Below are 18,865 nucleotides of genomic sequence, written 5' to 3'. Positions count from 1 at the left end.
TCTCGACCTCGCCTGCCCCCCCGCGCGGGGCCGAAGGCGATGGCCACGGAGCATCGCGCTAATCCACTCGCCACCAGCCGGGCAACAGATTGCGCACCTTGGCGCGACGGTAGCGGTCGTCGATGAGATGCACCGTGCCCACGTCCTGTTCGGTGCGGATCACGCGGCCGGCGGCCTGCACCACCTTCTGCATGCCGGGATAGAGGTAGGTGTAGTCGTAGCCCTGCGCCTCGCCGTAGCGCCGCTCCATGGCGCGCTTGATGTTCTCGTTGACGGCGTTGACCTGCGGCAGTCCCAGCGTGGCGATGAAGGCGCCGATCAGGCGCTTGCCCGGCAGGTCCACGCCCTCGGAAAAGGCCCCGCCCAGCACCGCGAAGCCCACCCCCTGCCCGCTTTCGGTGAAGCGCCCCAGGAAGGCCGCCCGGCTGGCCTCATCCATGCCCGGCGTCTGCAGCCAGATCGGCACCTGCGGATGGCGCAGCCGCATCTGCTCGGCGACCTGCCGCAGGTAGTCGAAGCTGCTCAGGAAGCCCAGGTAGTTGCCGGGGCGGCGCGCGTACTGCTCGGCGATCAGGTCGGCGATGGGCGCCAGCGAGCGCTCGCGGTCGCGATAGCGGGTGGACACGTTGCCCACCACCTTCACCGCCAGTTGCTCCGCCTGGAAAGGCGCGGCCACGTCGATCCAGGCCGTGTCCGGCGGCAGGCCCAGCGTGTCGCGGTAGAACTGCTGCGGGCTCAGCGTGCCGGAAAACAGCACCGAGGCATGGGCCGCCGCGTGCCGGGCCGCCAGGTACGGGGCCGGCACCACATTGCGCACGCACAGCGTGGATGGCGGCGTCTTGGCGCCTTGCGCGCGGGCATCGGCCCGGGTCACGTCGAACAGCGCATGCGGGCCGAACTGCTCGGCCAGCCGCATGAAATGCAGCGCCTCGAAATAGAACGCCAGCACCGGATCGTCCTGTGCCAGCGGTGACTCGCCCAGGTAGTCGGTGATGGCGGCCACCGCCTTCTGCACCGCGGCCAGCACGCCAGCCGGCGCCTCGTCGTAGGCCTGGTAGGCCTCGGCCTGCTTCTTGTTGAACGCGGTCCAGGAACGCTGCAGGCCGTCCAGCGGCTTCTTCAGTGCCTTGGGCGCGGCCTGGCGCGCCGCAGCCAGCCCGAGCTGGTTCAGTTCGCCGGTATACATGCGGCGGGCGCGATCGACCAGGTTGTGGGCCTCGTCCACCAGCACCGCCACCTTCCATTGGTGCGCCTGCGTCAGCGCGTGCAGCATGGCGGTGGCGTCGTAGTAGTAGTTGTAGTCGCCCACCACCACGTCGCTCCAGCGGATCAGTTCCTGCGACAGGTAGTACGGACACACTTGATGTTCGCGGGCAGCGGCGCGCACCGCCGGCGCGTCCAGCCGGCCCTGGACCAGGGCGGCCTCGCGCGCGGCTGGCAGGCGGTCGTAGAAGCCCTGCGCCAGCGGGCAGGACTCGCCGTGGCAGGCCTTGTCCGGATGCTCGCAGGCCTTGTCGCGCGCCTGCAGGTCCAGCACCCGCAGCGCCGGTTGCGCCGGCTGGGCGTTCAGCGTGTCGAGCGCCGCCAGCGCCAGCCCGCGCCCGGAGCCCTTGGCCGCCAGGAAGAAGACCTTGTCCAGCCCGCTGCCCGGCGCGGCCTTGAGCAGCGGAAACAGCGTGCCCAGCGTCTTGCCGATGCCGGTGGGCGCCTGCGCCATCAGGCAGCGGCCATCGCGCGCCGCGCGGTAAACCGAGACGGCCAGTTCGCGCTGGCCGCTGCGGAATTCGCCATGCGGAAACGCCAGCCGTTGCAGCGCCGCATCGCGCGCCTGCCGGTGCGCCAGTTCGGTGCGCGACCAGGCCAGGAAGCGATCGCATTGCTCGGCGAAAAACGCCGCCAGCCAGGCCGCGTCCCGGGTCTCGGTCAGCACGGTTTCTTCTTCGGTGGCGACGTTGAAGTACACCAGCGCCACGCGGACCTGCGCCAGCCCGCGCGCCAGGCACAACAGGTGCGCATAGACCCGCGCCTGGGCCCAATGCGCGGCGCGGTGGTTGTCGCGCACGCTGTCGAGCCGGCCGCGGTAGGTCTTGATCTCTTCGAGCTGGTTGGCCGCCGGGTCGTAGCCGTCGGCGCGGCCGCGTACCAGCAGGTTCTGGTATTGGCCGCTCAGCGCCACCTCGGTTTCGTAGGCGGACCCGCGCCGGGCCGTGACCGCCGTGTGCCCCGCCATGCCTTCCAGGCCGCTGGGCGCGGGCGTGAAGCGCAGGTCAAGGTCGCCGGCGCGGGCCGTGAATTCGCACAGCGCGCGTACCGCCACCGCGTACGTCATGGCGCCGGCTCCCGCCAGTTGACATGGCAGACCCGCACCGGCATGCCGTGCTCGGCGCAATACGCCAGCCAGCGGATCTGGTTGTCCTGCAGCTTGTCGCCCGGGCCCTTGATCTCGATCAGTTCGTAGCCGGGCGCCCCGGCGTGGAAACGGATCAGGTCGGGCAGGCCGGAACGGTTGGCCTTGACGTCGCGCAGCAGCCGCGTGAAGAACCGTTTCAGGTGCGCCGGCGGCAGGTGTTCGAGCGCGCGTTCCAGCAAGGGTTCATCAAGCGCCCCCCAGAACACGAAGGGCGACTGCACCCCCTGCTTGTCGACGTAGCGGCGGCGGATGGTGTCGCGATATTCGCCGGAGTCCAGTTGCGCCAGGCAGGCGGCGAACAGCGCCTCGCGCCGCGCGTGGAAATCCGGCGCGTCAAGGTCGGCCGGCCCCCGCTGGAACGGATGGAAGAAGGCGCCCGGCAAGGGCGCGAACACCGCCGGCCAGCACAACAGGCCGAACAGCGAATTGATCAGGGTGTTCTCGACGTAGTGCACCGGCGCGTCGTCGCGGTGCAGGTGGTCGCGGGCGGCGAATTCCACCGCCGTCGGCGCCGCGCGCCGTTCCAGTTCGAGATCGAAGCGGGCCACCGGCGCCGTCACGCGCCGCGCCACCGCCTGCCCCAGCTTGCGGCGCAGGCGCGGCAGCATGCGCGCCAGGCGTTGCGTTTCTTCCTCGCTTTCGGGCGCGGCCTGGGCCCGCAGGGCCAGCGCCAGCGCGTCGTCGAAGCGCGCCATGCGTTCGTACACGCGGATGCGGCGATGGCGCGCCCCCGGATAGGCGCACAGCGCGTAGACGCGCTCGGCCGCATGCCAGTCGTGTGCCCGCTCGCAGGCCTGGCCCAGGCGCAGCAGCACCTTGGCACGGCGCTTTTCCAGCCAGGCGTTGTCGCTGGCGCAATCGGCCACCGCGCGCAACAACGCGTCGACATCCGGGGCGTCGTCCAGTGCCTGGCGGCAGGCGTGCAGCGCCAGGTAGCGGTCGACGTCCGCCCGCGCCTGGAAAGCCCGCGAGGAGGAATCGAACGGCACCGCCTCGTACTGGAACACGCCCAGGTCGGCCAGCACGAACTCTGACCAGCCCTGGTGCAAATTGCCGAAGAACATCAGGCGCAGCCGCTCGCACAAGTCCGCGACCGCGACCCGCCAGGCCGGATCGGCGGAAACTGCTCGGCCCGCCGTGGCCGAAGAGCGTGGCTCCGCCGGTGGATTGCCGACGGGCGCGCACGCTGGCGCCGCAACGCGCACGGCCTGGATGGCGTCGGCGCCTGGCGCCAGCGCCATCCAGGCCGCATGCGGCCGCGTGTCCGGATAGCGCGCGCGCAGCGCGGCCAGCAGGTCCGCCTTGCGCCCCGCCCCCTTGGCCGGCGTAGCGGCGAACAGGCGGTCCAGCTCGGGGCGCGTATGCAGCGCGAACAGTTCGTCCAGCGTCATGGGCGTGTCGGCATCCAGCCAGCCCAGCGCCAGCAAGGGCGCGGCAGCCTCGACCGAGTCGGGGATTTCCTCGTACGCCAGGCGGCTGGCGCGGAACCACGGCCCGCGCCGCATCAGCATGCGCACCAGCAGCGCCTGCGAGGCCAGCGGCAAGCCGGCGAAATCCGCCATGAAGCGGCGTTCGCATTCGTCCAGCAGGTCGGCGTAGCGTTCGCCGACCCACGCCAGGGCGCGCTGGAAGTTATGCAGGTAGTAGTAGCGGTGCGGGGGCAACATCGGCCGGAACGAATAGCTGGGTATTTATCCAGTAATCATAGCAGGCCGCCCCGCCTGTGGAAGCCTCGGCAAGTACCTATCCGTGGCGCACGATCTCGAAGCCCTCATCGTCCTGCGGCGCCACGAAGTACGCCGTGATGGCGTCGTACTGCGCGTCGCTGGTGGTGAACGGATGGGCGCCGGATTCGTTGCGGGCGCGCAGCCGCGCCTTGCATACCGCGTCGGGCAGGTCCAGGAAATGCAATTGGTGGCGGCAGCCGGCGGCCTCGGCCAGCTGGCGCAGCCAGGCGCGGCTGGCGCGGGTGTTGGCCGGAAAGTCCAGCACCACCGACAGCCCCGCCCCGACCAGCGCGGCGACGTGCGCGCCCATGGCATCGCGCAAGCGTGCGGCGCAGCGCGCGTAGTCCGCCACCTCGCGGATCTCGCCCGGATACAGCGCCGCCAGCCAGGCATCCTCGCTGATCAGCAGCGTGCCGGGTTGCGCGGCCAGCCGGGCCGCCAGGGTGGATTTGCCGGCGCCGATCTTGCCGCACAGGAAGTGCAGCAGCGGCGGGGGAAAGGGGGGTGGGTTGGACGGGTGCGATTGCATTGGGCTGCCTCGGGAAAGAGCCAGCCGGCGGGCCAACAAAAAACCCGCCAGTGGCGGGTTGATGTCGCGATGATCCGACGCGCGCTAACCCACCGTGGTCCCAACGGGGGTAATAATCAGGGCGAAAGAGCGCTGCGGCCGGTTCATGGCACGATGATGCTGGACGGCGCCAAACCTGTCAAACTGCGGCGAACGATTTGTCGCGGCGCCGGGCCGCCTCCCACACTGCCGCGGCAAAGGAACCATGTCCCGCCCTCCCGTCACCCTGCGCCAGGCCGCCGCCCGCGATGCCGACGCCATCGCCGCCATGCACGCGGCCAGTTGGGCCGTCACCTATCGCGGCCTGTTGCCCGACGGCTTTCTCGACGCCGGCCTGGCCGACGACCGCATGATCCACTGGCAGGACCGGATGCGCGACGCCGACACCGATGCGCAGGCCGTGTTCATCGCCGAGCAGGACGGCCAGCCGATCGGCTTTGTCTGTGTCAAGCAGGAACGCGACCATCCCGGCGAGGTGCTGCTGGACAACCTGCACGTGCTGCCGCCCTACCAGGGCACCGGCGCCGGCAAGCTGATGGTGGCGCGCGCCGAGGCCTGGGCCCGCGCCCGCGGCGCAGCGCGGCTGTATCTGTACGCGCTCGAAGGCAACACCCGCGCCATCGACTTCTACGAGCGGCAAGGCTGGCGCAACACCGGCACCGAAAGCGACCGGATCGGCGGTATCGAGGTGCAGGCGCGCCGCTACGAGCGGCCGGTGTAACCACATGCCGCGCGGTTTGCGAGTAAGGTATGCCCCAGAGGCCTTCATCGTCCGGCACGCCGGCCCGTGCCACTCGCAGGAACCCGCATCATGACTACCCTTCGCCTGGCACTGCGCCCGATCCTGGCCGCGATCACGTGCGCATCGCTCGCCGCCTGCGCCAATCCGCCGGCGCGCGGCACGGACCTGGACTATCGCAGCCGCCCGCCCGCGGCCACGCAGGGCGCGACCAGCGCCCCGGGCCAACGCCTGAACATCCAGACCGGCGAGGGAGAACGCCTGAACCTGCCCTGGTTCATCCAGGACACGCAGAACCTGATCAATCGCCAGTGAGCCTGGCGGGGCGCGTCAGCGCGCCGCGAACCAGTCGCCGGCCACGCCGCCATTGCGGCCGCAGAAAGGCGGACCCGAGCCGTCGTCGGGGGTGCCAGCAGGCGCCGTTTGGCGCGCCACCAGCACGGCGCCGCGCCGCGTCAGCGTCACGACCCAGGGCGGACCGTCCTGGTAGGTCACTTTCAGGCTGTCGCCATCAACCACCGCATTGCCGCTCAGGTCGCAGACCCAGTTGCCGTAGTAAGGCATCCACGAATTGACCGCCACGGCCAGCTCGCCGTTGGCGCCCTGCGTGATCTCGATCTCGCCCTCGATGTTGCGCCACTTGCCGACGAAGCCGGCGGCCGGATGCGGATCGATGGCCTTCAACAAAGCCAGGCGCGCCCGCATGAAGGTGGCCATTTCCTTGGCGGGCGTGCTGTGCGTGAAAGGCTGCTCATAGACCCTGTCCCGCATGCCCAGGAAATAGCGTTGATCGGCGGTCAGCGACTTGGCCGCTTCGGCATCCAGCTTGTCCCGCACATCCTTGTATTGCCGCGCGATCGCCGCATCCTGGTCCGCCAGCGCCGGGTTGGCGCAAATCGCTTTCTCGACCGGCGTGGCGGCCTTGGCGCAGTTGAAGGAAGGTGCCGCCGTGGCGCTGCCGGCCACGGCCAGCGATGCCGCCAAGAGCAGAGGACGCATCATGGTGGGAAATTCTCCAGGAGGTGTAAAGGTTCGCCACCCCCGGCGACGTCGGACAAATTCGCGGCGCCGGCATGGCCAATGGTGCGGCCTGGAGTCTACGCTATAACGCCAGCACGCGACGCGCGGGGCACGGACCGTCGCGCCAACGCGCCCGCCCTTCCCCCAGGCCAAAAAAATTCGCCCGACGAAGCGGGCGAATCCCATCGGGGCGCCGCGGGCCGGCCAGCCCGCGGCAGCGCGATTATCGCGCCGGCGCCTTGGCCGCGCCCACGTCCTTGCGCACCTTGGCCACGTCCGACGCGCTGACCGCCGCGCCTTCGTTACCCCAACTGGAGCGTACGAAGGTCACCACGTCGGCGACTTCCTTGTCCGTCAGGCGCCAATCGAAGCCCGGCATCGCATAGGCGGTGGGCGCCGCCGTGGTGCCCGGCATCTGCGCGCCCTTGAGCACGATGTGGATCAGCGACGCGGGATCGGCCGAGTTCACCGTGGAACTCAGCGCCAACTGCGGGAAGGTCTCCGCGTAGCCCTTGCCGGTGCTGCGGTGGCAGGCCGCGCAGTTGTTCAGGAACGTCATCGCGCCGTCGCTCGTATCCTTGCCGCTGCGCAGGGCCTGCGCCACGGTGTCGTTGTAGGCGAGCGGCCTGGTCGCGTCCTTGTTCACCGGCGGCAGGCTCTTCAGGTAGACCGCGATGGCGTTGACGTCGGCGTCGGTCAGGTGCTGGGTGCTGTCCTGCACCACCTGCGCCATGCCGCCGAACGCGGCCGAATGGCCGTTGCGGCCGGACTTGAGGAAAGCGGCGATGTCTTCCTTGCTCCAGCTGCCCAGGCCGTCGGCCATGTCGCCGCGCAGGTTCTTGGCGAGCCAGCCTTCGACCACGCCGCCTGACAGGAAGGCCGAGCCGTCAGCGTCGGTCAGCGCCTTTTCCTGCAGCGCGAAGCCGCGCGGGGTGTGGCAGGTGCTGCAGTGGCCCAGCCCTTCGACCAGGTATTGGCCGCGCAGCAGCGCCTGCTTGTCGGCGTCGTTGGCGGGGGTGGCGGTGACCGGCGCGGTGGCCACGTCGGGCGCGAACATCCAGCGCCACACGCCCAGCGGCCAGCGCATCGACAGCGGCCAGGTGATGTCGGTGTCCTTGTTGGCCTGCTTGACCGGCTCGACGCCGTGCATGAAGTAGGCATACAGGGCCTTGACGTCATCCGGCGTGACCTTGGCGTAGGCGGTGTACGGCATGGCCGGATACAGCGAATGGCCGTCCTTGGCCACGCCATGGCGCACGGCGCGGTCGAAGTCCTCCTGCGTGTAGTTGCCGATGCCCGTGTCCTTGTCGGGCGTGATGTTGGTGGAATAGATCGTGCCCAGCGGCGACTCAATGCCCAGGCCGCCGGCAAAAGGCTTGCCGCCCTTGGCCGTGTGGCAGGCGATACAGTCGCCGGCGCGCGACAGGTACTCGCCCTGCTTGATCAGTTGCGCATCGGCGCCGGCGGGCGTGCCGTCGGCGGCCCAGGCACTGCCCCAGGCCAGGACCGAGAGCGCGGCAACAATGGTCTTTTTCATCATTGTCGGCTCCTTATGCCTGCACCAGCGGGCCCGGGTTCTTCAGGTACTGCTCGCGGATCGCCTGCGCGGCCCAGTACGCCAGGGCCCCCACCAGTCCGGTCGGGTTGTAGCCCATGTTCTGCGGAAACACGCAGGCGCCCATCACGAACACGTTGGGCACGTCCCAGCTCTGCAGATACTTGTTGACCACGCTTTCCCTGGGATTGGAGCCCATGATGGCGCCGCCCGTGTTGTGCGTGCTCTGATAGACCCGCGTGTCGTAGTGGGAGCCTTTCTTGCGCACGGCCACGAAGTGCTTTTCGGGCTTCATGGCCTTGGCCACGTCCTCCATGCGCTTGCCCATGTAGCCGAGCATGTCGAATTCGTTGTCGTGCCAATCGAAGGTCATGCGCAGCAGCGGTTGGCCGAAGCTGTCCTTGTAGGTCGGGTCGAGCGACAGGTAGGCGTCGCGGTACGACATGACCGAACCGGACATGCCGATCGTCATGTAGCGCTGGTAGGCATCCTGCACCCCGGCCTTCCAGGCCGTGCCCCAACTGGGCGTGCCCGGCGTGGTGGGCGTCTGCTTGATGGGGCGGCCGCCATAGCGCACGTGGCGGATACTGGCGCCGCCGATGAAGCCGAGCGGGCCGTGGTCGAACTGGTCGCCGTTCAGATCGTCCATGCTCACGCCGCCGGCGCCCGTGCCCACGAACGGATTGAGCTGCGTGCCCTTGGGCAACAGCACGTTGATGGCGCCATTCATCTGGTAAGCGTAGTTCTTGCCGACCACGCCTTCGTTGGTCTTGGGATCGTAGGGCTTGCCGATGCCCGACAGCAGCAGCAGGCGCACGTTGTGCATCTGGTAGGCCGACAGGATCACCAGGTCGGCGGGCTGCTCGATCTCGCGGCCCTGGGCGTCGATATAGGTCACGCCGACGGCCTTCTTGCCGGTCGAATCGAGGTTGACCTTGATCACGTGCGAATGGGTGCGCAATTCAAAGTTGGGCTTTTTCAGCAGCACCGGCAGGATGGTGGTCTGCGGCGAGGCCTTCGAATACATGTAGCAGCCGTAGTTCTCGCAGAACCCGCAGAAATTACAGGGGCCCAGGCGCACGCCGTACGGGTTGGTATAAGGGGCGGAGGCATTGGCCGCGGGGGCCGGATACGGATGAAAGCCCACTTCGCGCGCGGCCTTCTCGAACAGCTGCGCGCCGTAGGTGGTGGTCAGCGGCGGCAAAGGATATTCCTTGCTGCGCTTGCCTTCCAGCGGGTTGCCGCCCTCGACGATCTTGCCATCGAGGTTGCCGGCCTTGCCCGAGGTGCCGCACACGTATTCGAACTTGGTGAAACAGGGCTCCAGTTCGTCATAGGTCACGCCGAAGTCCTGGATGGTCATGCCTTCGGGGATGAAGCTCTTGCCGTAGCGGGTTTCGTAGCGGGTGCGCAGCTCCAGTTCCTCGGGCAGCACGCGATAGTGCATGCCATTCCAGTGAAAGCCCGCGCCGCCCACGCCGGTGCCCAGCAGGAACGAGCCATTCTGGCGATAAGGCACCGCCACGTCGTCCACGCCATGCCGGATCGTCACGGTCTCCTTGGACAGATCCTGGAACAGCTTGCCGCGCACCGAATACGCCAGCTCGTCCAGCACCTTGGGATATTCCGCTTCCTTGGGGGTGTCCTGCATGGCGCCGCGCTCCAGCGCCAGCACGTGCAGGCCGGCCTCGGTCAGCTCCTGGCCCAGGATGGCGCCGGTCCAGCCGAAGCCCACCAGCACCGCATCGACTTTGTCTTTCTTGATCGCCATGGCCTACCCCCTTTCGCCGGAAATCGACACGGGGCCGTAGGGATACTTGACGTTGGGCTGGTCGGCCCAATCCATGAAGTCGCCGCGCGCGCCCGGAAACCCCACCATCTTCCAGCCCACCATGTTCTTGTTGCCGCCATACATCGGGTCGGCGAAGAAGCCCTCCTTGGTGTTGGCCAGCAGGAAACTGAAGAAGGTCCTGGCGGGCACGGTGTCGAACTCGATCTTGCCGCCCTGCAGGTCCTTCAGGATCTGTTCCTGCAAGGGTTTGTCCAGTTCAGCGTAGACCTTGCCGTGGGTTTTCCTGCACCAGGCGTCACAGGCCTCGATGCCGTGGCGGTAGACCTCGCGCGGGTTCTGGTTGATCTGGTAGCCCAGCTCGGGCGCCACGTCGGGATGGAACGGCCCCTGCATGTACCAGAGCTTGCCATGGCCATACGGCGTTTCCATCTGGCGGTCGATGAACTCGGGCACGCCGGCCTCGATGGCGCCGGGGCCGTACTGGTCCGCAGGGATCAGGTGATCGACCGCGGCCACGATGAAGTTCCATTCGGGTTGGGTGAAATAGGTGGGCGTGTAGGCCTTGGCCGCGCGCGCCGCGCCGCTGTCGGCGCCATTGCTACAGCCCGTGGCGGCCACGCCCACCGCCAGCGTCGAGGCTGGCACGATGGCCAACGCCTGCAGAAACCGCCTGCGCGGCTTTGCGTCTTCTGTCATAGACATCTCCGTGAAAATTCCAAGTCGTCCTAGCGCACGGCCGAACATGCACCCCTGGAAACACGAACTGCCGGGCCGCGCCCTGGTGACAACGCGCTCTTCTTGGTTACAGAAAAACGGACCGATCCTTGAAAAGGGACATAAGGAAAGGTGGCCCCCATTATGCGCTTTTCAGACCAACTGATCTGCCCTTCCGACCGTATCAGATCGATTTTCTTGACTCGGGATTTACTTTTGCATTAAGGACTCTGTCAGAAGAGGCCAGCTTCGGACCACGCCGGTATAGTGCGCAGGCATGCTTGCGGCCGCCGCCGGCCCTCACCGCGCCCGATAACAAACGTTACCCATGGAAACCATTCGATGACGCAATCAAGCAAGACATGGCAAGCCACCACCCGCACCTGGTCGGTATCGCGCGGCACGCCAGGCCAACCTGACGCGATCACGACGGCGCGCCCTGCCGCCACCGACAGCCTGATCGGCATCAGCGAGAAGTGGCGCTACGAAACCGACGACGAAGACGGCCCTTTCTCGGTCGAGATCAACAACGGCGCGGTCACGGTGAACGGTCGCCACTACGACAGCCTGGATGCGGTGCCGCGCGCCGAGCGCGAACGCATCGAGGCGGTGCGCGAGAGCCTGTCCGGCGACGGTCTGGTGAACCTGTTGCGGCAGGCCGGCGTGGACGCCCGCGTGGTAACCGGAACGGCCGGCCGCCACGCTTCGGCCAGGCCCGAATTCGTCATGGAAACGGAAAGCCCCGACGTGCGCGATGCGGCCACGACCGGTCAAGCGGCGCCGCCGTCCGCCGCACGCGACACGGACGCCGCGGCCCCGGGCGCCGTGCCGCAAAGCGGCAGCCTGCGCCGCATCGTGCTGGTGGCCGTGGCGCTGGGCCTGGCCTGGGCGGGGCTGCGACTGACCGGCGCGATCTGAGCCTTCGCGACTACGGCCCCGCCACAGCCGGCCGTTCAATGGGCGCCACGGTTTCGCCATGCGATGACGAATCCACCCGCGCCCAACAGCGCCGCCACGGCGAACGTCGCGGTCATGCCCCGCGCCACCGCGGCGGGCGCGGCGGCGGCCAGATCCGTCGCCCCCGCGCCCCGGACAAACAGCGCCCCCAGCACCGACGCTCCTGTCACCAGGCCAAGATTGCGCGACAGGTTGAGCATGCCCGCCACCAGGCCGCGCTGCTCGGCGCCGATGCTGGCCATGACGCCGGTATTGTTGGCGGCCTGGAACGAGGCATAGCCGGCCGTCAGCAGCACGATCGGCCCGACGTAACCGGCCACGCCCAGCGTGGCTGGCGCGGCCGCCAGCAGTGCCGCGCCCAGGGCAACGCCGGCCAATCCGGCGCGACTGACACGGCCCGCACCGAAGCGGTCCACCAAGCGGCCCGCCGGCACGCCGCACACGGCGCTGACCACCGGCCCCGCCGACATCACCAGCCCGACCGCCGCCGCCCCCAGCCCCAACGCCTGCGTCAGGTAGAAAGGCCCCACCACGAAGGTCGCCATGATGACCGTCGACACCAGCGCGTTGGTGGCCAACCCGGTGCGCAGGTCCGGCCGCCGCAACAAGGCCGGTTGCAGTAGCGGCGCCGCCGCCCGCGCCTCGACCCGCAGGAACAACCAGCCGCCAGCGGCCGCAGCCAGCAGCAGGCCGGCATTGAGCGCGCCGAAATGGCCGCGCCCCAGCGTCATGGCCAGCGCATACGCCATCAACAGCGCCGCCAGCAGCGCCGTGCCGGCGACATCGAACGGCGCTGGCCGTGACGGGCGCGGCCGGTCGGCCGGCAGATAACGGTACGCCAGGCCCATCGCCATCATTCCCAGCGGCAGGTTCAGCAGGAAAATGGCGCGCCAACCCGGCCCGGCGATCAAGGCGCCGCCCAGCGTCGGCCCGAGCGCCGTGCCCACCGCCGACATCGTGCCCAGCAATCCCATGGCGCTGCCGGCCCTGTCCTTTGGCAGCAGATCGCCGACGAAGGCCATCGTCAACGCCATCATGACCGCCGCGCCCATCCCCTGCGCCACCCGCGCCGCCACCAGTTGCGACAGCGTGGCGGCCATGCCGCAGGCGGCCGACGCCAGCGTGAACACGGCAATACCGGCCAGCAGCAGGCGCCGCCGGCCCGCCATGTCGCCCAGGCGCCCCGCCCCGACCACGCAGGACGTGATCGCCAGCAGATACGCCAGCACGATCCATTGCACCTGCGAGAACGGCGCGTGCAACGCCAGCGCCAGCGACGGCAGGCCGACATTGGCGCTGCTGGTGCCCAGCGACGACAGCAGCATGGACAGCGCCAGGGCAGCCAGTCCCCAGGCAGCATGACGATTGGCGGTGGCAACGGGCGCGGGGTCGGGTGGCGCGGGATTGAGTGGCGCTCGAGAGGCTGGCGCGGCATTCGGCGAAGATGGAAACATGATGGTCCGTAGCGAAGAGAAGCGGGAACCGGGCCGCTGGCGATACACGCAGTGCCCGGACACCGGGCCGTCCAAGCCCGAGGCAATGCCAGCGTAAGCCCGCGCCGACCATGGCGGAAGACGCACCATTTGCACTTTATTCGTGCATACAACGCCATTACCGACGCGGCCGTGATAAGGTCGGCCGATGTCCCGCCCTGACCTGAACCTGCTGCTCACGCTCGACGTCCTGCTGACCGAAGGCAACGTCGCGCGCGCCGCGCGCCGGCTGCACCTGAGCCCTTCGGCCATGAGCCGGGCGCTGGCGCGCCTGCGCGAAACCACCGGCGATCCCCTGCTGGTGCGCGCCGGCCGCGGCCTGGTGCCGACACCGCGCGCCCAGGAACTGCGCGAACAAGTCAGCCGCCTGGTGCAAGAGGCCCAGGGCGTGCTGCGCCCGGCCGAACTGCTTGACCCGTCTCGGTTGGCGCGCGGCTTCACGCTGCGGGCCAGTGACGGCTTCGTGGAATACTTCGGCCCGGCGCTGCTCGCCCTCACCGGCCATGAGGCGCCAGGCGTGCGGCTACGCTTCATGCAAAAACCCGACAAAGACAGCACGCCGCTGCGCGAGGGCAGCGTCGACCTGGAAATTGGCGTGGTCGGCGCCGCAAGCAGTCCCGAGATCCGTACCCGCGCCTTGTTTCGGGACCGCTTCATCGGCGTGGTGCGCGCCGGCCACCCGCTGGCCAAGGGGCGCATGAGCGCGGCGCGCTATGCCGCCGGCCAGCATGCGCTGGTGTCCCGGCGAGGCCTGGACAAAGGCCCCATCGACGAGGCACTGCAAGCGCTCGGCATGACACGCCAGGTCGCCGTCATCGTCAGCGGCTTTTCCGACGCGATCGCCCTGGCGCGCGCTTCCGACCTGATCGCCAGCGTGCCCGAGCGCCACACCACCAACCTGCGCGCCGGCATGCACAGCTTCACGCTGCCGGTCCAGCCGCCCCTCGTCACCGTGTCGATGCTGTGGCATCCGCGCATGGACGCCGACCCCGCGCACCGCTGGCTGCGCGATTGCGTATGGCGGATTTGCGCGCCCTGAGCGCGGCAGCGCGCGTGGAACCGCTACCATACGGGCTTCGTTGTCACACCCGGCTCTGCCGCCTTGCCATGTCCTTGCCGATTTTCCGTTCCCCCACGCCCGCCGACGCCGACCGCTGCTTCGAGATCGAAAGCGCCGCCTACGAAGGCGACGAAGCCGCCACCCACGCCAAGATCGCCACCCGCATCGCCGAGTATCCGCAAGGTTTCTTACTGCTGGAGGACGATGGCGTCATCGTCGGCTTCATCAACAGCGGCTGCGCGCACCAGGTTGCCATGGCCGACGAGGCGTTCAAGGAATTGGTCGGGCATGACCCGGCCGCGCCCAACGTGGTGATCATGTCGGTAGTGGTCGATCCGGCCCACCAGGGCAAAGGCCATGCCGCGCGCCTGATGCACCGCTTCATCGACGACTGCCGCCGCCAGGGCAAGCGCACCATCCACCTGATGTGCAAGGAACGCCACGTCGAGCTCTACCGCAAGCTTGGCTACCGCTACGTGCGGCCCTCCCCTTCCGACCATGGCGGCATGGCGTGGCACGAGATGGTGATGGATCTATAGCAGGCGCGCCCGGCCGCCGCGGCCGACGAGGCGCGCGGCCTACTCGATATTGCTCAGCACGCGCGACAGCACGCGTTTGGCGTCCGCCACGCTCTGCAGGTAGTCGGGCCTGGTCTCGACGTCGCGCATCAAGGCCATCACCTGGGTCTTGCTGCGGGTCAGCCGCGCTTGCAGCGATTCGATTTCGACCACCTTGCGCCGCAGGGCCGCCACCAACGCCTCGTGGTTCCAATCCTCGGCGCCTGCAGGCAACAGCCCCCGGATTTCCTCCAAGCGGAACCCGACCTGCTGCGCGGTGGTGATCAAAGCCAGCGCAAGGACCGCCTCCGGGGTATAGCTGCGGTAACCATTGGGTCGGCGCGCCACGGCCTGCAGCAAGCCGGCGCTCTCGTAGAAGCGGATACGCGACGGGGTCAGCCCGCTGCGTTTGGCCAATTCCCCGATATCCATGTGGCAGTCCTTCCTGGTAACGATCAATGAAGCCCGCGGCGGTCAGTCTCGTCAACGCGGCCCGCGCCACATCGGCGGCTGCGCCAGGCGCGGGCGCGCACCACGCTGTCGGCCTACTTGACGGCCGGGGAAGACGGCGCGGCGACCGGCGGCTTGTTGGGCGGTCGCACCGGGCCAGCGGGCAGCGGCGCCGCGCCGTCGGGCTTGACGAAAGCGAGAGTCGCGACATACCCGATGGCGTCGTACGGCTCGGGGCCCGCCGCGCCCGGCCGCTCGCCCGGTGTCTTGTCGATGTGCATGGTACGCAGGACATACTGCGTCTTCCAAGGCAGATCGAAGCGGGCCTTGCCCTGGTCATCGGTGTAGGCCACCTTTTCCCAGCCGGAATCCACCATGGCGACGAGCTTGGCCTTGGGCAGGGGTTGTCCTTTCAGCACCACCTGGAATTCGCCGGCCTGCCCGGTCGGCACGATGTCCAGCGTCAGCTTGGGCGGCACAGCCACGGACGGATTGGCCACGTAGCGCGCGCCCATGTGAAACCAGGCGTTGATGCTTTCGTCGCCGTGCTTGAATTTGCGCACGGTCTCCATGGGGCTTTCCACCAACAGGCTTTCGTTGCCGCTGGCCTTGCCCGACAGCTTGAAGCCGTCGGCGGCCTTGGTGGCGGTCACTGGCGATTCGCCCTTGGCCGTCACCAGCGTCGCCGACATTCTCCCGAAACCGTCCAGGTAGCCCGGTGACGCCTCGCGCAGGTTCTCGGCGAATTCGCCGAAGCGCGCGATGGCGGACTTGCCGCCCGGCTGCTCGATCCAGACTTGATGGGCTTGCGCGGTGGCCGACAGGCACAAGGCCGCGATAGCCAGGTATAGGGTCTTCTTCATGGAATGCTCCAGGGAATGGGAAAGAAACGAACAGGTCCGGTTCTGTCCCGCTCCCCGGCGTCGGCCGCCCTCGCCGGACCGAAGCCGGCGCGTCTGGATGAAAGAAGACGCTTGCGCGTGCATGGCCATGAGTTCAAGCATTCGAAGACAACCCACAATTAACACGAGAATCGTTCTCGATTATGTGAATCGGCCCGACGATGTCAACAATGAGACAGCAACCGCGAGTGCAGTTGCGGCCGTTGGAACATTGCCGCGCGGCGACCGCTTTTCACTGCGCCGGCACACCGTTCCGGGGCGCACCGTAAACGCCCGAAGCGGCCTTGAGTGGGACAGCAAAATCGGACTGTGCGCAGCCAATGCGCGCCCCCGGAATCACCTGCGAGCCGCGCAGATCAGGAACGTCCAATGGCTGGTCTCGATGATCTGGTGCATACCCAAAATGGCCAGGCCGGTATCGAATTCGGCCTCAGCCACGCCGGGCACGACGAGCTGGCCCGGCACAAATCGCCTCGGGAGCTAGCCGTCGCCGCCGCGGCCCAGGAACGCGGCCAGCGGTCAGCGCGGCGGGTCGCTCGCCGGCATGGCCGCGCCGCGGGCGGCGGAGTCCAAATCCAACTGCCGCAGCACGTGCTGCGCCGTCGCCTGTGCCGTCCCGCCGGCATCCACCTGCAGCCAGGTTTGCGCGGCTGGCGAGCGTGCCAACTGCCTCTGCACGATGGTTTCATCGGCGTCGGACGGATCATTCATGCGAGCCTTGACGCGCGCCACCAGGGTCGCGGGCGGCGCTTGCAACCAGAAGCCGGCAAAGCCCGCCCGCGCCAGCGCGGCGGCCTGCGCGATGCGCTCGCGGTCGCCCGGCCGGTCGAACACGGCATCGGCAATCACACAACAACCGGCAGCCAATAGCCCACGGGCGCGCTCGGCCTGCGCCGCATAGACCTGTTCCGACACATCCCCGCCATAGGCCCGCGCCGGCAGCCGCGCCTGCGCGTCCACGCCGTGCAGCGCCTTGCGGATGCGATCGCTGGACAGTACCCGCGCGCCCGGCGGCGCGCCGACCGCGGGCGCGATCGCCGCGGCCAGCACCGATTTGCCGGAGCCGCTCAGGCCGCCCACCGCGACCAGCCGCGCGGCACGCGGCGCCAGGCAGGCCAGCCCGGTGTCCAGGTAGCGCAGGGCCCGCGCTTGCAGGCGCGCACGCGCCGTCCCCGTCGCGGCGGCGGCCTGGGTGGCGACGACATGGGCGCGGATCGCCGCGCGCAACGCCATGAAGGCCGGCATCAGCGGCAGGCCATCGTCGTCATCGCGCCGATCCAGGTAACGATTGAGCACCTGGTTGGCCTGCGGCGCCAGCCCCCTGCACCACAGGTCCATCAGCAGGAACGCCAGGTCGTACAGCACGTCGATGGTGGCCAGCGACGTGTCGAACTCCAGGCAGTCGAACAAGGTGGGCTCGCCGTCGATCAGGCAGATATTGGCCAGGTGCAGGTCGCCGTGGCAATGCCGCACTTTGCCGGCACCTGCCCGCGCCCGCAACAGCGGCGCGTGATGCGTCAGCTCGCGCCGCAACGCCGCCTCCAGCGCGGCGGTCTTGTCGGCGGGCAGCGATGGCAGCCCGGCGAATACCTGCGCATTGGTGTCGACCACGCCGGCCAACTGCGCCCGGGTGTCCACCTCCCGCGCCACTTGCGCGCGGTCATGGAAATCGGCGATCACGCACGCCAGGCGGTCCGCCAGCGCCGGGGACAGGCCATCGCGGGCCGCCACGGTTTCCAATAGCGCATCGTCGGCGAAGCGCCGCATCTCCACCACCGCGTCAACCAATTCGCCCGGCCCGTCGAACGACAATCCGCCATCGTCCTGGCGGGTGATGCGCCGCACCGCCAGATACAAGGCGGGCGCGGTGCGGCGGTTCAGGGCCAGCTCGCGCTCGCAGGCCCGCAGGCGCAACGCCGGCGTCGACAGATCGACATAGGGAAGGCGAACCGCGCGCTTGAGTTTGCAGGCGCGCGATCCTGCCAGCACGATGGTGGACAGATGCGTGCGCACCGTCGAGATGTCATCCGCCGGCACGCCCTGGACGTGCGGGCTGGTCAGGAAAGCCAGCGTGGCGGCCTGGTTGTCGGCGGTCATGCGTTCTCCCGGCATTGAGAAAGACCTTGTCCGCCATTATCCCGCGGATGGCCGGCGGCACTGCCGCGTCCCAGACCCGCCGCCCACACCGCGACCGACGCCAGCGCCATGCGGATCATGGCCGCCTTTGGCCGCTCCCGCCGGGCGCGGCGGCGCGGCGCCCGCCAGGCGCCCCATGCGCGGCCCGGTTCAGTTGCCAGCCGCCGGAGCGCCCGTCCGGTCGCGCTGCATCATCTGATGCCACATGAACTGCTGCATCAGCGACTGCTGCATGCCCATGTACTGGTCCATCATGTATTGGTGTTCCTTCAACTGGCGGTCCGTCATGCCGGAATAAAAGCGCCGCATGTTGCCCCGGTTGCCCGGCCCACCTCCACCATTACCCGGGCCATTGCCCATCATCGGGCCGCCACGGCGCGGTCCGTACAGACAACAGCCGCCATCTTCCGCGCCGCGGATCGACTGCATCAGCCGCATCGTGCCTTGCATGGTTTCCCAGTGCTCCTGCAGCAGACGCTGGCGCGCTTCGGGGTCCTGGGTCTTACGCAGCGCGTCCATCTGGTCCTGCATTTTCCGCATGTTGGCTTCGGCCGCGCTCATCTGCTTGTCGAATTCGGCAACGGAATCCTTATCCTGACTTGCACGCGCCGGCGGCGAATCCGGGGCCGGCTTGGCCGGCTGGGCCAACAACGGACCTGCGCTCAGCGTCAGGGCGGCCAGCGCCGCCGCGATAGTGGTCTTTTTCATGATGGTTCTTCCAGGGTCATGACAGGGCTCGATCGCGCCATCGGCGCGGCACCGTGTTCACTCTACCCCCCGGTTCG

17 protein-coding genes are annotated in these 18,865 nt (G+C 68.6%); 5 read left to right on the top strand and 12 right to left on the bottom strand.

All coding sequences use genetic code 11. From position 1 onward, the window contains the following. Positions 1–58 precede the first annotated feature (58 nt). From AC6LKG_RS05645 to AC6LKG_RS05635, 3 genes are all read right to left on the bottom strand, one after another. On the bottom strand, positions 59–2,329 hold the full coding sequence (locus AC6LKG_RS05645; RefSeq protein WP_498163384.1) for a helicase C-terminal domain-containing protein: 2,271 nt from the start codon (positions 2,327–2,329) through the stop codon (positions 59–61). Continuing rightward, the gene (locus AC6LKG_RS05640) at positions 2,326–4,077 is read right to left on the bottom strand and encodes a VRR-NUC domain-containing protein (RefSeq protein WP_498163383.1); all 1,752 of its coding nucleotides are present in this window, start codon (positions 4,075–4,077) and stop codon (positions 2,326–2,328) included. The genes AC6LKG_RS05645 and AC6LKG_RS05640 overlap by 4 nt, the downstream gene beginning before the upstream one ends. A 76-nt stretch (positions 4,078–4,153) precedes the next feature. After that, positions 4,154–4,666, bottom strand: a complete 513-nt coding sequence (locus AC6LKG_RS05635; RefSeq protein ID WP_498163382.1) for a P-loop nucleotide/nucleoside kinase family protein — start codon at positions 4,664–4,666, stop codon at positions 4,154–4,156. A 244-nt stretch (positions 4,667–4,910) separates the two neighbouring features. Between AC6LKG_RS05635 and AC6LKG_RS05630 the strand changes: the two genes are divergently transcribed. Together AC6LKG_RS05630 and AC6LKG_RS05625 are read left to right on the top strand one after the other, a co-directional pair. After that, positions 4,911–5,426 (top strand): GNAT family N-acetyltransferase, encoded by a 516-nt coding sequence (locus AC6LKG_RS05630; protein ID WP_498163380.1) that lies wholly within the window; start codon positions 4,911–4,913, stop codon positions 5,424–5,426. A 90-nt stretch (positions 5,427–5,516) separates the two neighbouring features. After that, the gene (locus AC6LKG_RS05625; RefSeq protein ID WP_498163378.1) at positions 5,517–5,759 is read left to right on the top strand and encodes a hypothetical protein; all 243 of its coding nucleotides are present in this window, start codon (positions 5,517–5,519) and stop codon (positions 5,757–5,759) included. A 15-nt stretch (positions 5,760–5,774) separates the two neighbouring features. Here AC6LKG_RS05625 and AC6LKG_RS05620 read toward each other — a convergent pair whose 3' ends face one another. From AC6LKG_RS05620 to AC6LKG_RS05605, 4 genes are all read right to left on the bottom strand, one after another. Continuing rightward, positions 5,775–6,446, bottom strand: a complete 672-nt coding sequence (locus AC6LKG_RS05620) for a lysozyme inhibitor LprI family protein (protein WP_498163376.1) — start codon at positions 6,444–6,446, stop codon at positions 5,775–5,777. A gap of 241 nt (positions 6,447–6,687) precedes the next feature. Next, the gene (locus AC6LKG_RS05615; RefSeq protein ID WP_498163374.1) at positions 6,688–8,004 is read right to left on the bottom strand and encodes a c-type cytochrome; all 1,317 of its coding nucleotides are present in this window, start codon (positions 8,002–8,004) and stop codon (positions 6,688–6,690) included. Between the two features lie 10 nt (positions 8,005–8,014). Then, positions 8,015–9,790, bottom strand: coding sequence for a GMC family oxidoreductase (locus AC6LKG_RS05610; protein WP_498163372.1), 1,776 nt, complete (start codon positions 9,788–9,790; stop codon positions 8,015–8,017). A gap of 3 nt (positions 9,791–9,793) precedes the next feature. Continuing rightward, positions 9,794–10,507: a gluconate 2-dehydrogenase subunit 3 family protein gene (locus AC6LKG_RS05605; RefSeq protein WP_498163371.1), complete on the bottom strand. Its 714-nt coding sequence runs from the start codon at positions 10,505–10,507 to the stop codon at positions 9,794–9,796. Positions 10,508–10,867: 360 nt separating this feature from the next. Here AC6LKG_RS05605 and AC6LKG_RS05600 point away from each other — a divergent pair, with 360 nt between their 5' ends. Further along, entirely contained in the window at positions 10,868–11,443 is a 576-nt protein-coding gene (locus tag AC6LKG_RS05600) for a hypothetical protein (RefSeq protein WP_498163369.1), read from the top strand. 35 nt (positions 11,444–11,478) lie between these two features. Here the strand turns inward: AC6LKG_RS05600 and AC6LKG_RS05595 are convergent, their stop codons facing one another. Further along, on the bottom strand, positions 11,479–12,936 hold the full coding sequence (locus AC6LKG_RS05595; protein ID WP_498163368.1) for an MFS transporter: 1,458 nt from the start codon (positions 12,934–12,936) through the stop codon (positions 11,479–11,481). 187 nt (positions 12,937–13,123) lie between these two features. On the opposite strand from AC6LKG_RS05595, the gene AC6LKG_RS05590 reads away from it, so the two are divergent. Continuing rightward, a complete protein-coding gene (locus tag AC6LKG_RS05590) occupies positions 13,124–14,014 on the top strand; it encodes a LysR family transcriptional regulator (protein WP_498163367.1) in 891 nt (296 codons plus the stop codon). A 68-nt stretch (positions 14,015–14,082) separates the two neighbouring features. Then, a complete protein-coding gene (locus AC6LKG_RS05585) occupies positions 14,083–14,574 on the top strand; it encodes a GNAT family N-acetyltransferase (RefSeq protein ID WP_498163365.1) in 492 nt (163 codons plus the stop codon). Positions 14,575–14,613: 39 nt separating this feature from the next. Here AC6LKG_RS05585 and AC6LKG_RS05580 read toward each other — a convergent pair whose 3' ends face one another. The 4 genes from AC6LKG_RS05580 to AC6LKG_RS05565 all read right to left on the bottom strand — a co-directional run bounded on the left by AC6LKG_RS05580 (position 14,614) and on the right by AC6LKG_RS05565 (position 18,788). Next, positions 14,614–15,024 (bottom strand): MerR family transcriptional regulator, encoded by a 411-nt coding sequence (locus AC6LKG_RS05580; RefSeq protein WP_498163364.1) that lies wholly within the window; start codon positions 15,022–15,024, stop codon positions 14,614–14,616. Between the two features lie 113 nt (positions 15,025–15,137). Beyond that, complete coding sequence (locus tag AC6LKG_RS05575) at positions 15,138–15,905, bottom strand: cobalt ABC transporter substrate-binding protein (RefSeq protein WP_498163363.1); 768 nt, start codon at positions 15,903–15,905, stop codon at positions 15,138–15,140. A 558-nt stretch (positions 15,906–16,463) separates the two neighbouring features. Next, the gene (locus AC6LKG_RS05570) at positions 16,464–18,041 is read right to left on the bottom strand and encodes a bifunctional aminoglycoside phosphotransferase/ATP-binding protein (protein ID WP_498163361.1); all 1,578 of its coding nucleotides are present in this window, start codon (positions 18,039–18,041) and stop codon (positions 16,464–16,466) included. 189 nt (positions 18,042–18,230) lie between these two features. Then, positions 18,231–18,788, bottom strand: coding sequence for a hypothetical protein (locus tag AC6LKG_RS05565; RefSeq protein WP_498163360.1), 558 nt, complete (start codon positions 18,786–18,788; stop codon positions 18,231–18,233). Positions 18,789–18,865: the final 77 nt, after the last annotated feature.

The sequence above is a fragment of the Achromobacter sp. 46006 genome (assembly GCF_059761975.1).
The sequence above is the reverse complement of the archived record's forward strand: the minus strand, read 5'-3'. Positions and strand labels throughout refer to the sequence as shown.

Excerpts from the sequence above, each read along its gene's own strand:
- AC6LKG_RS05590 (WP_498163367.1), top strand. The coding sequence starts at position 13,124 with ATGTCCCGCCCTGACCTGAACCTGCTGCTCACGCTCGACGTCCTGCTG.
- AC6LKG_RS05625 (WP_498163378.1), top strand. The coding sequence starts at position 5,517 with ATGACTACCCTTCGCCTGGCACTGCGCCCGATCCTGGCCGCGATCACG.
- AC6LKG_RS05635 (WP_498163382.1), bottom strand. The coding sequence starts at position 4,666 with ATGCAATCGCACCCGTCCAACCCACCCCCCTTTCCCCCGCCGCTGCTG.
- AC6LKG_RS05645 (WP_498163384.1), bottom strand. The coding sequence starts at position 2,329 with ATGACGTACGCGGTGGCGGTACGCGCGCTGTGCGAATTCACGGCCCGC.
- AC6LKG_RS05630 (WP_498163380.1), top strand. The coding sequence starts at position 4,911 with ATGTCCCGCCCTCCCGTCACCCTGCGCCAGGCCGCCGCCCGCGATGCC.
- AC6LKG_RS05595 (WP_498163368.1), bottom strand. The coding sequence starts at position 12,936 with ATGTTTCCATCTTCGCCGAATGCCGCGCCAGCCTCTCGAGCGCCACTC.
- AC6LKG_RS05580 (WP_498163364.1), bottom strand. The coding sequence starts at position 15,024 with ATGGATATCGGGGAATTGGCCAAACGCAGCGGGCTGACCCCGTCGCGT.
- AC6LKG_RS05605 (WP_498163371.1), bottom strand. The coding sequence starts at position 10,507 with ATGACAGAAGACGCAAAGCCGCGCAGGCGGTTTCTGCAGGCGTTGGCC.
- AC6LKG_RS05575 (WP_498163363.1), bottom strand. The coding sequence starts at position 15,905 with ATGAAGAAGACCCTATACCTGGCTATCGCGGCCTTGTGCCTGTCGGCC.
- AC6LKG_RS05585 (WP_498163365.1), top strand. The coding sequence starts at position 14,083 with ATGTCCTTGCCGATTTTCCGTTCCCCCACGCCCGCCGACGCCGACCGC.
- AC6LKG_RS05600 (WP_498163369.1), top strand. The coding sequence starts at position 10,868 with ATGACGCAATCAAGCAAGACATGGCAAGCCACCACCCGCACCTGGTCG.
- AC6LKG_RS05565 (WP_498163360.1), bottom strand. The coding sequence starts at position 18,788 with ATGAAAAAGACCACTATCGCGGCGGCGCTGGCCGCCCTGACGCTGAGC.
- AC6LKG_RS05620 (WP_498163376.1), bottom strand. The coding sequence starts at position 6,446 with ATGATGCGTCCTCTGCTCTTGGCGGCATCGCTGGCCGTGGCCGGCAGC.
- AC6LKG_RS05640 (WP_498163383.1), bottom strand. The coding sequence starts at position 4,077 with ATGTTGCCCCCGCACCGCTACTACTACCTGCATAACTTCCAGCGCGCC.
- AC6LKG_RS05615 (WP_498163374.1), bottom strand. The coding sequence starts at position 8,004 with ATGATGAAAAAGACCATTGTTGCCGCGCTCTCGGTCCTGGCCTGGGGC.
- AC6LKG_RS05570 (WP_498163361.1), bottom strand. The coding sequence starts at position 18,041 with ATGACCGCCGACAACCAGGCCGCCACGCTGGCTTTCCTGACCAGCCCG.
- AC6LKG_RS05610 (WP_498163372.1), bottom strand. The coding sequence starts at position 9,790 with ATGGCGATCAAGAAAGACAAAGTCGATGCGGTGCTGGTGGGCTTCGGC.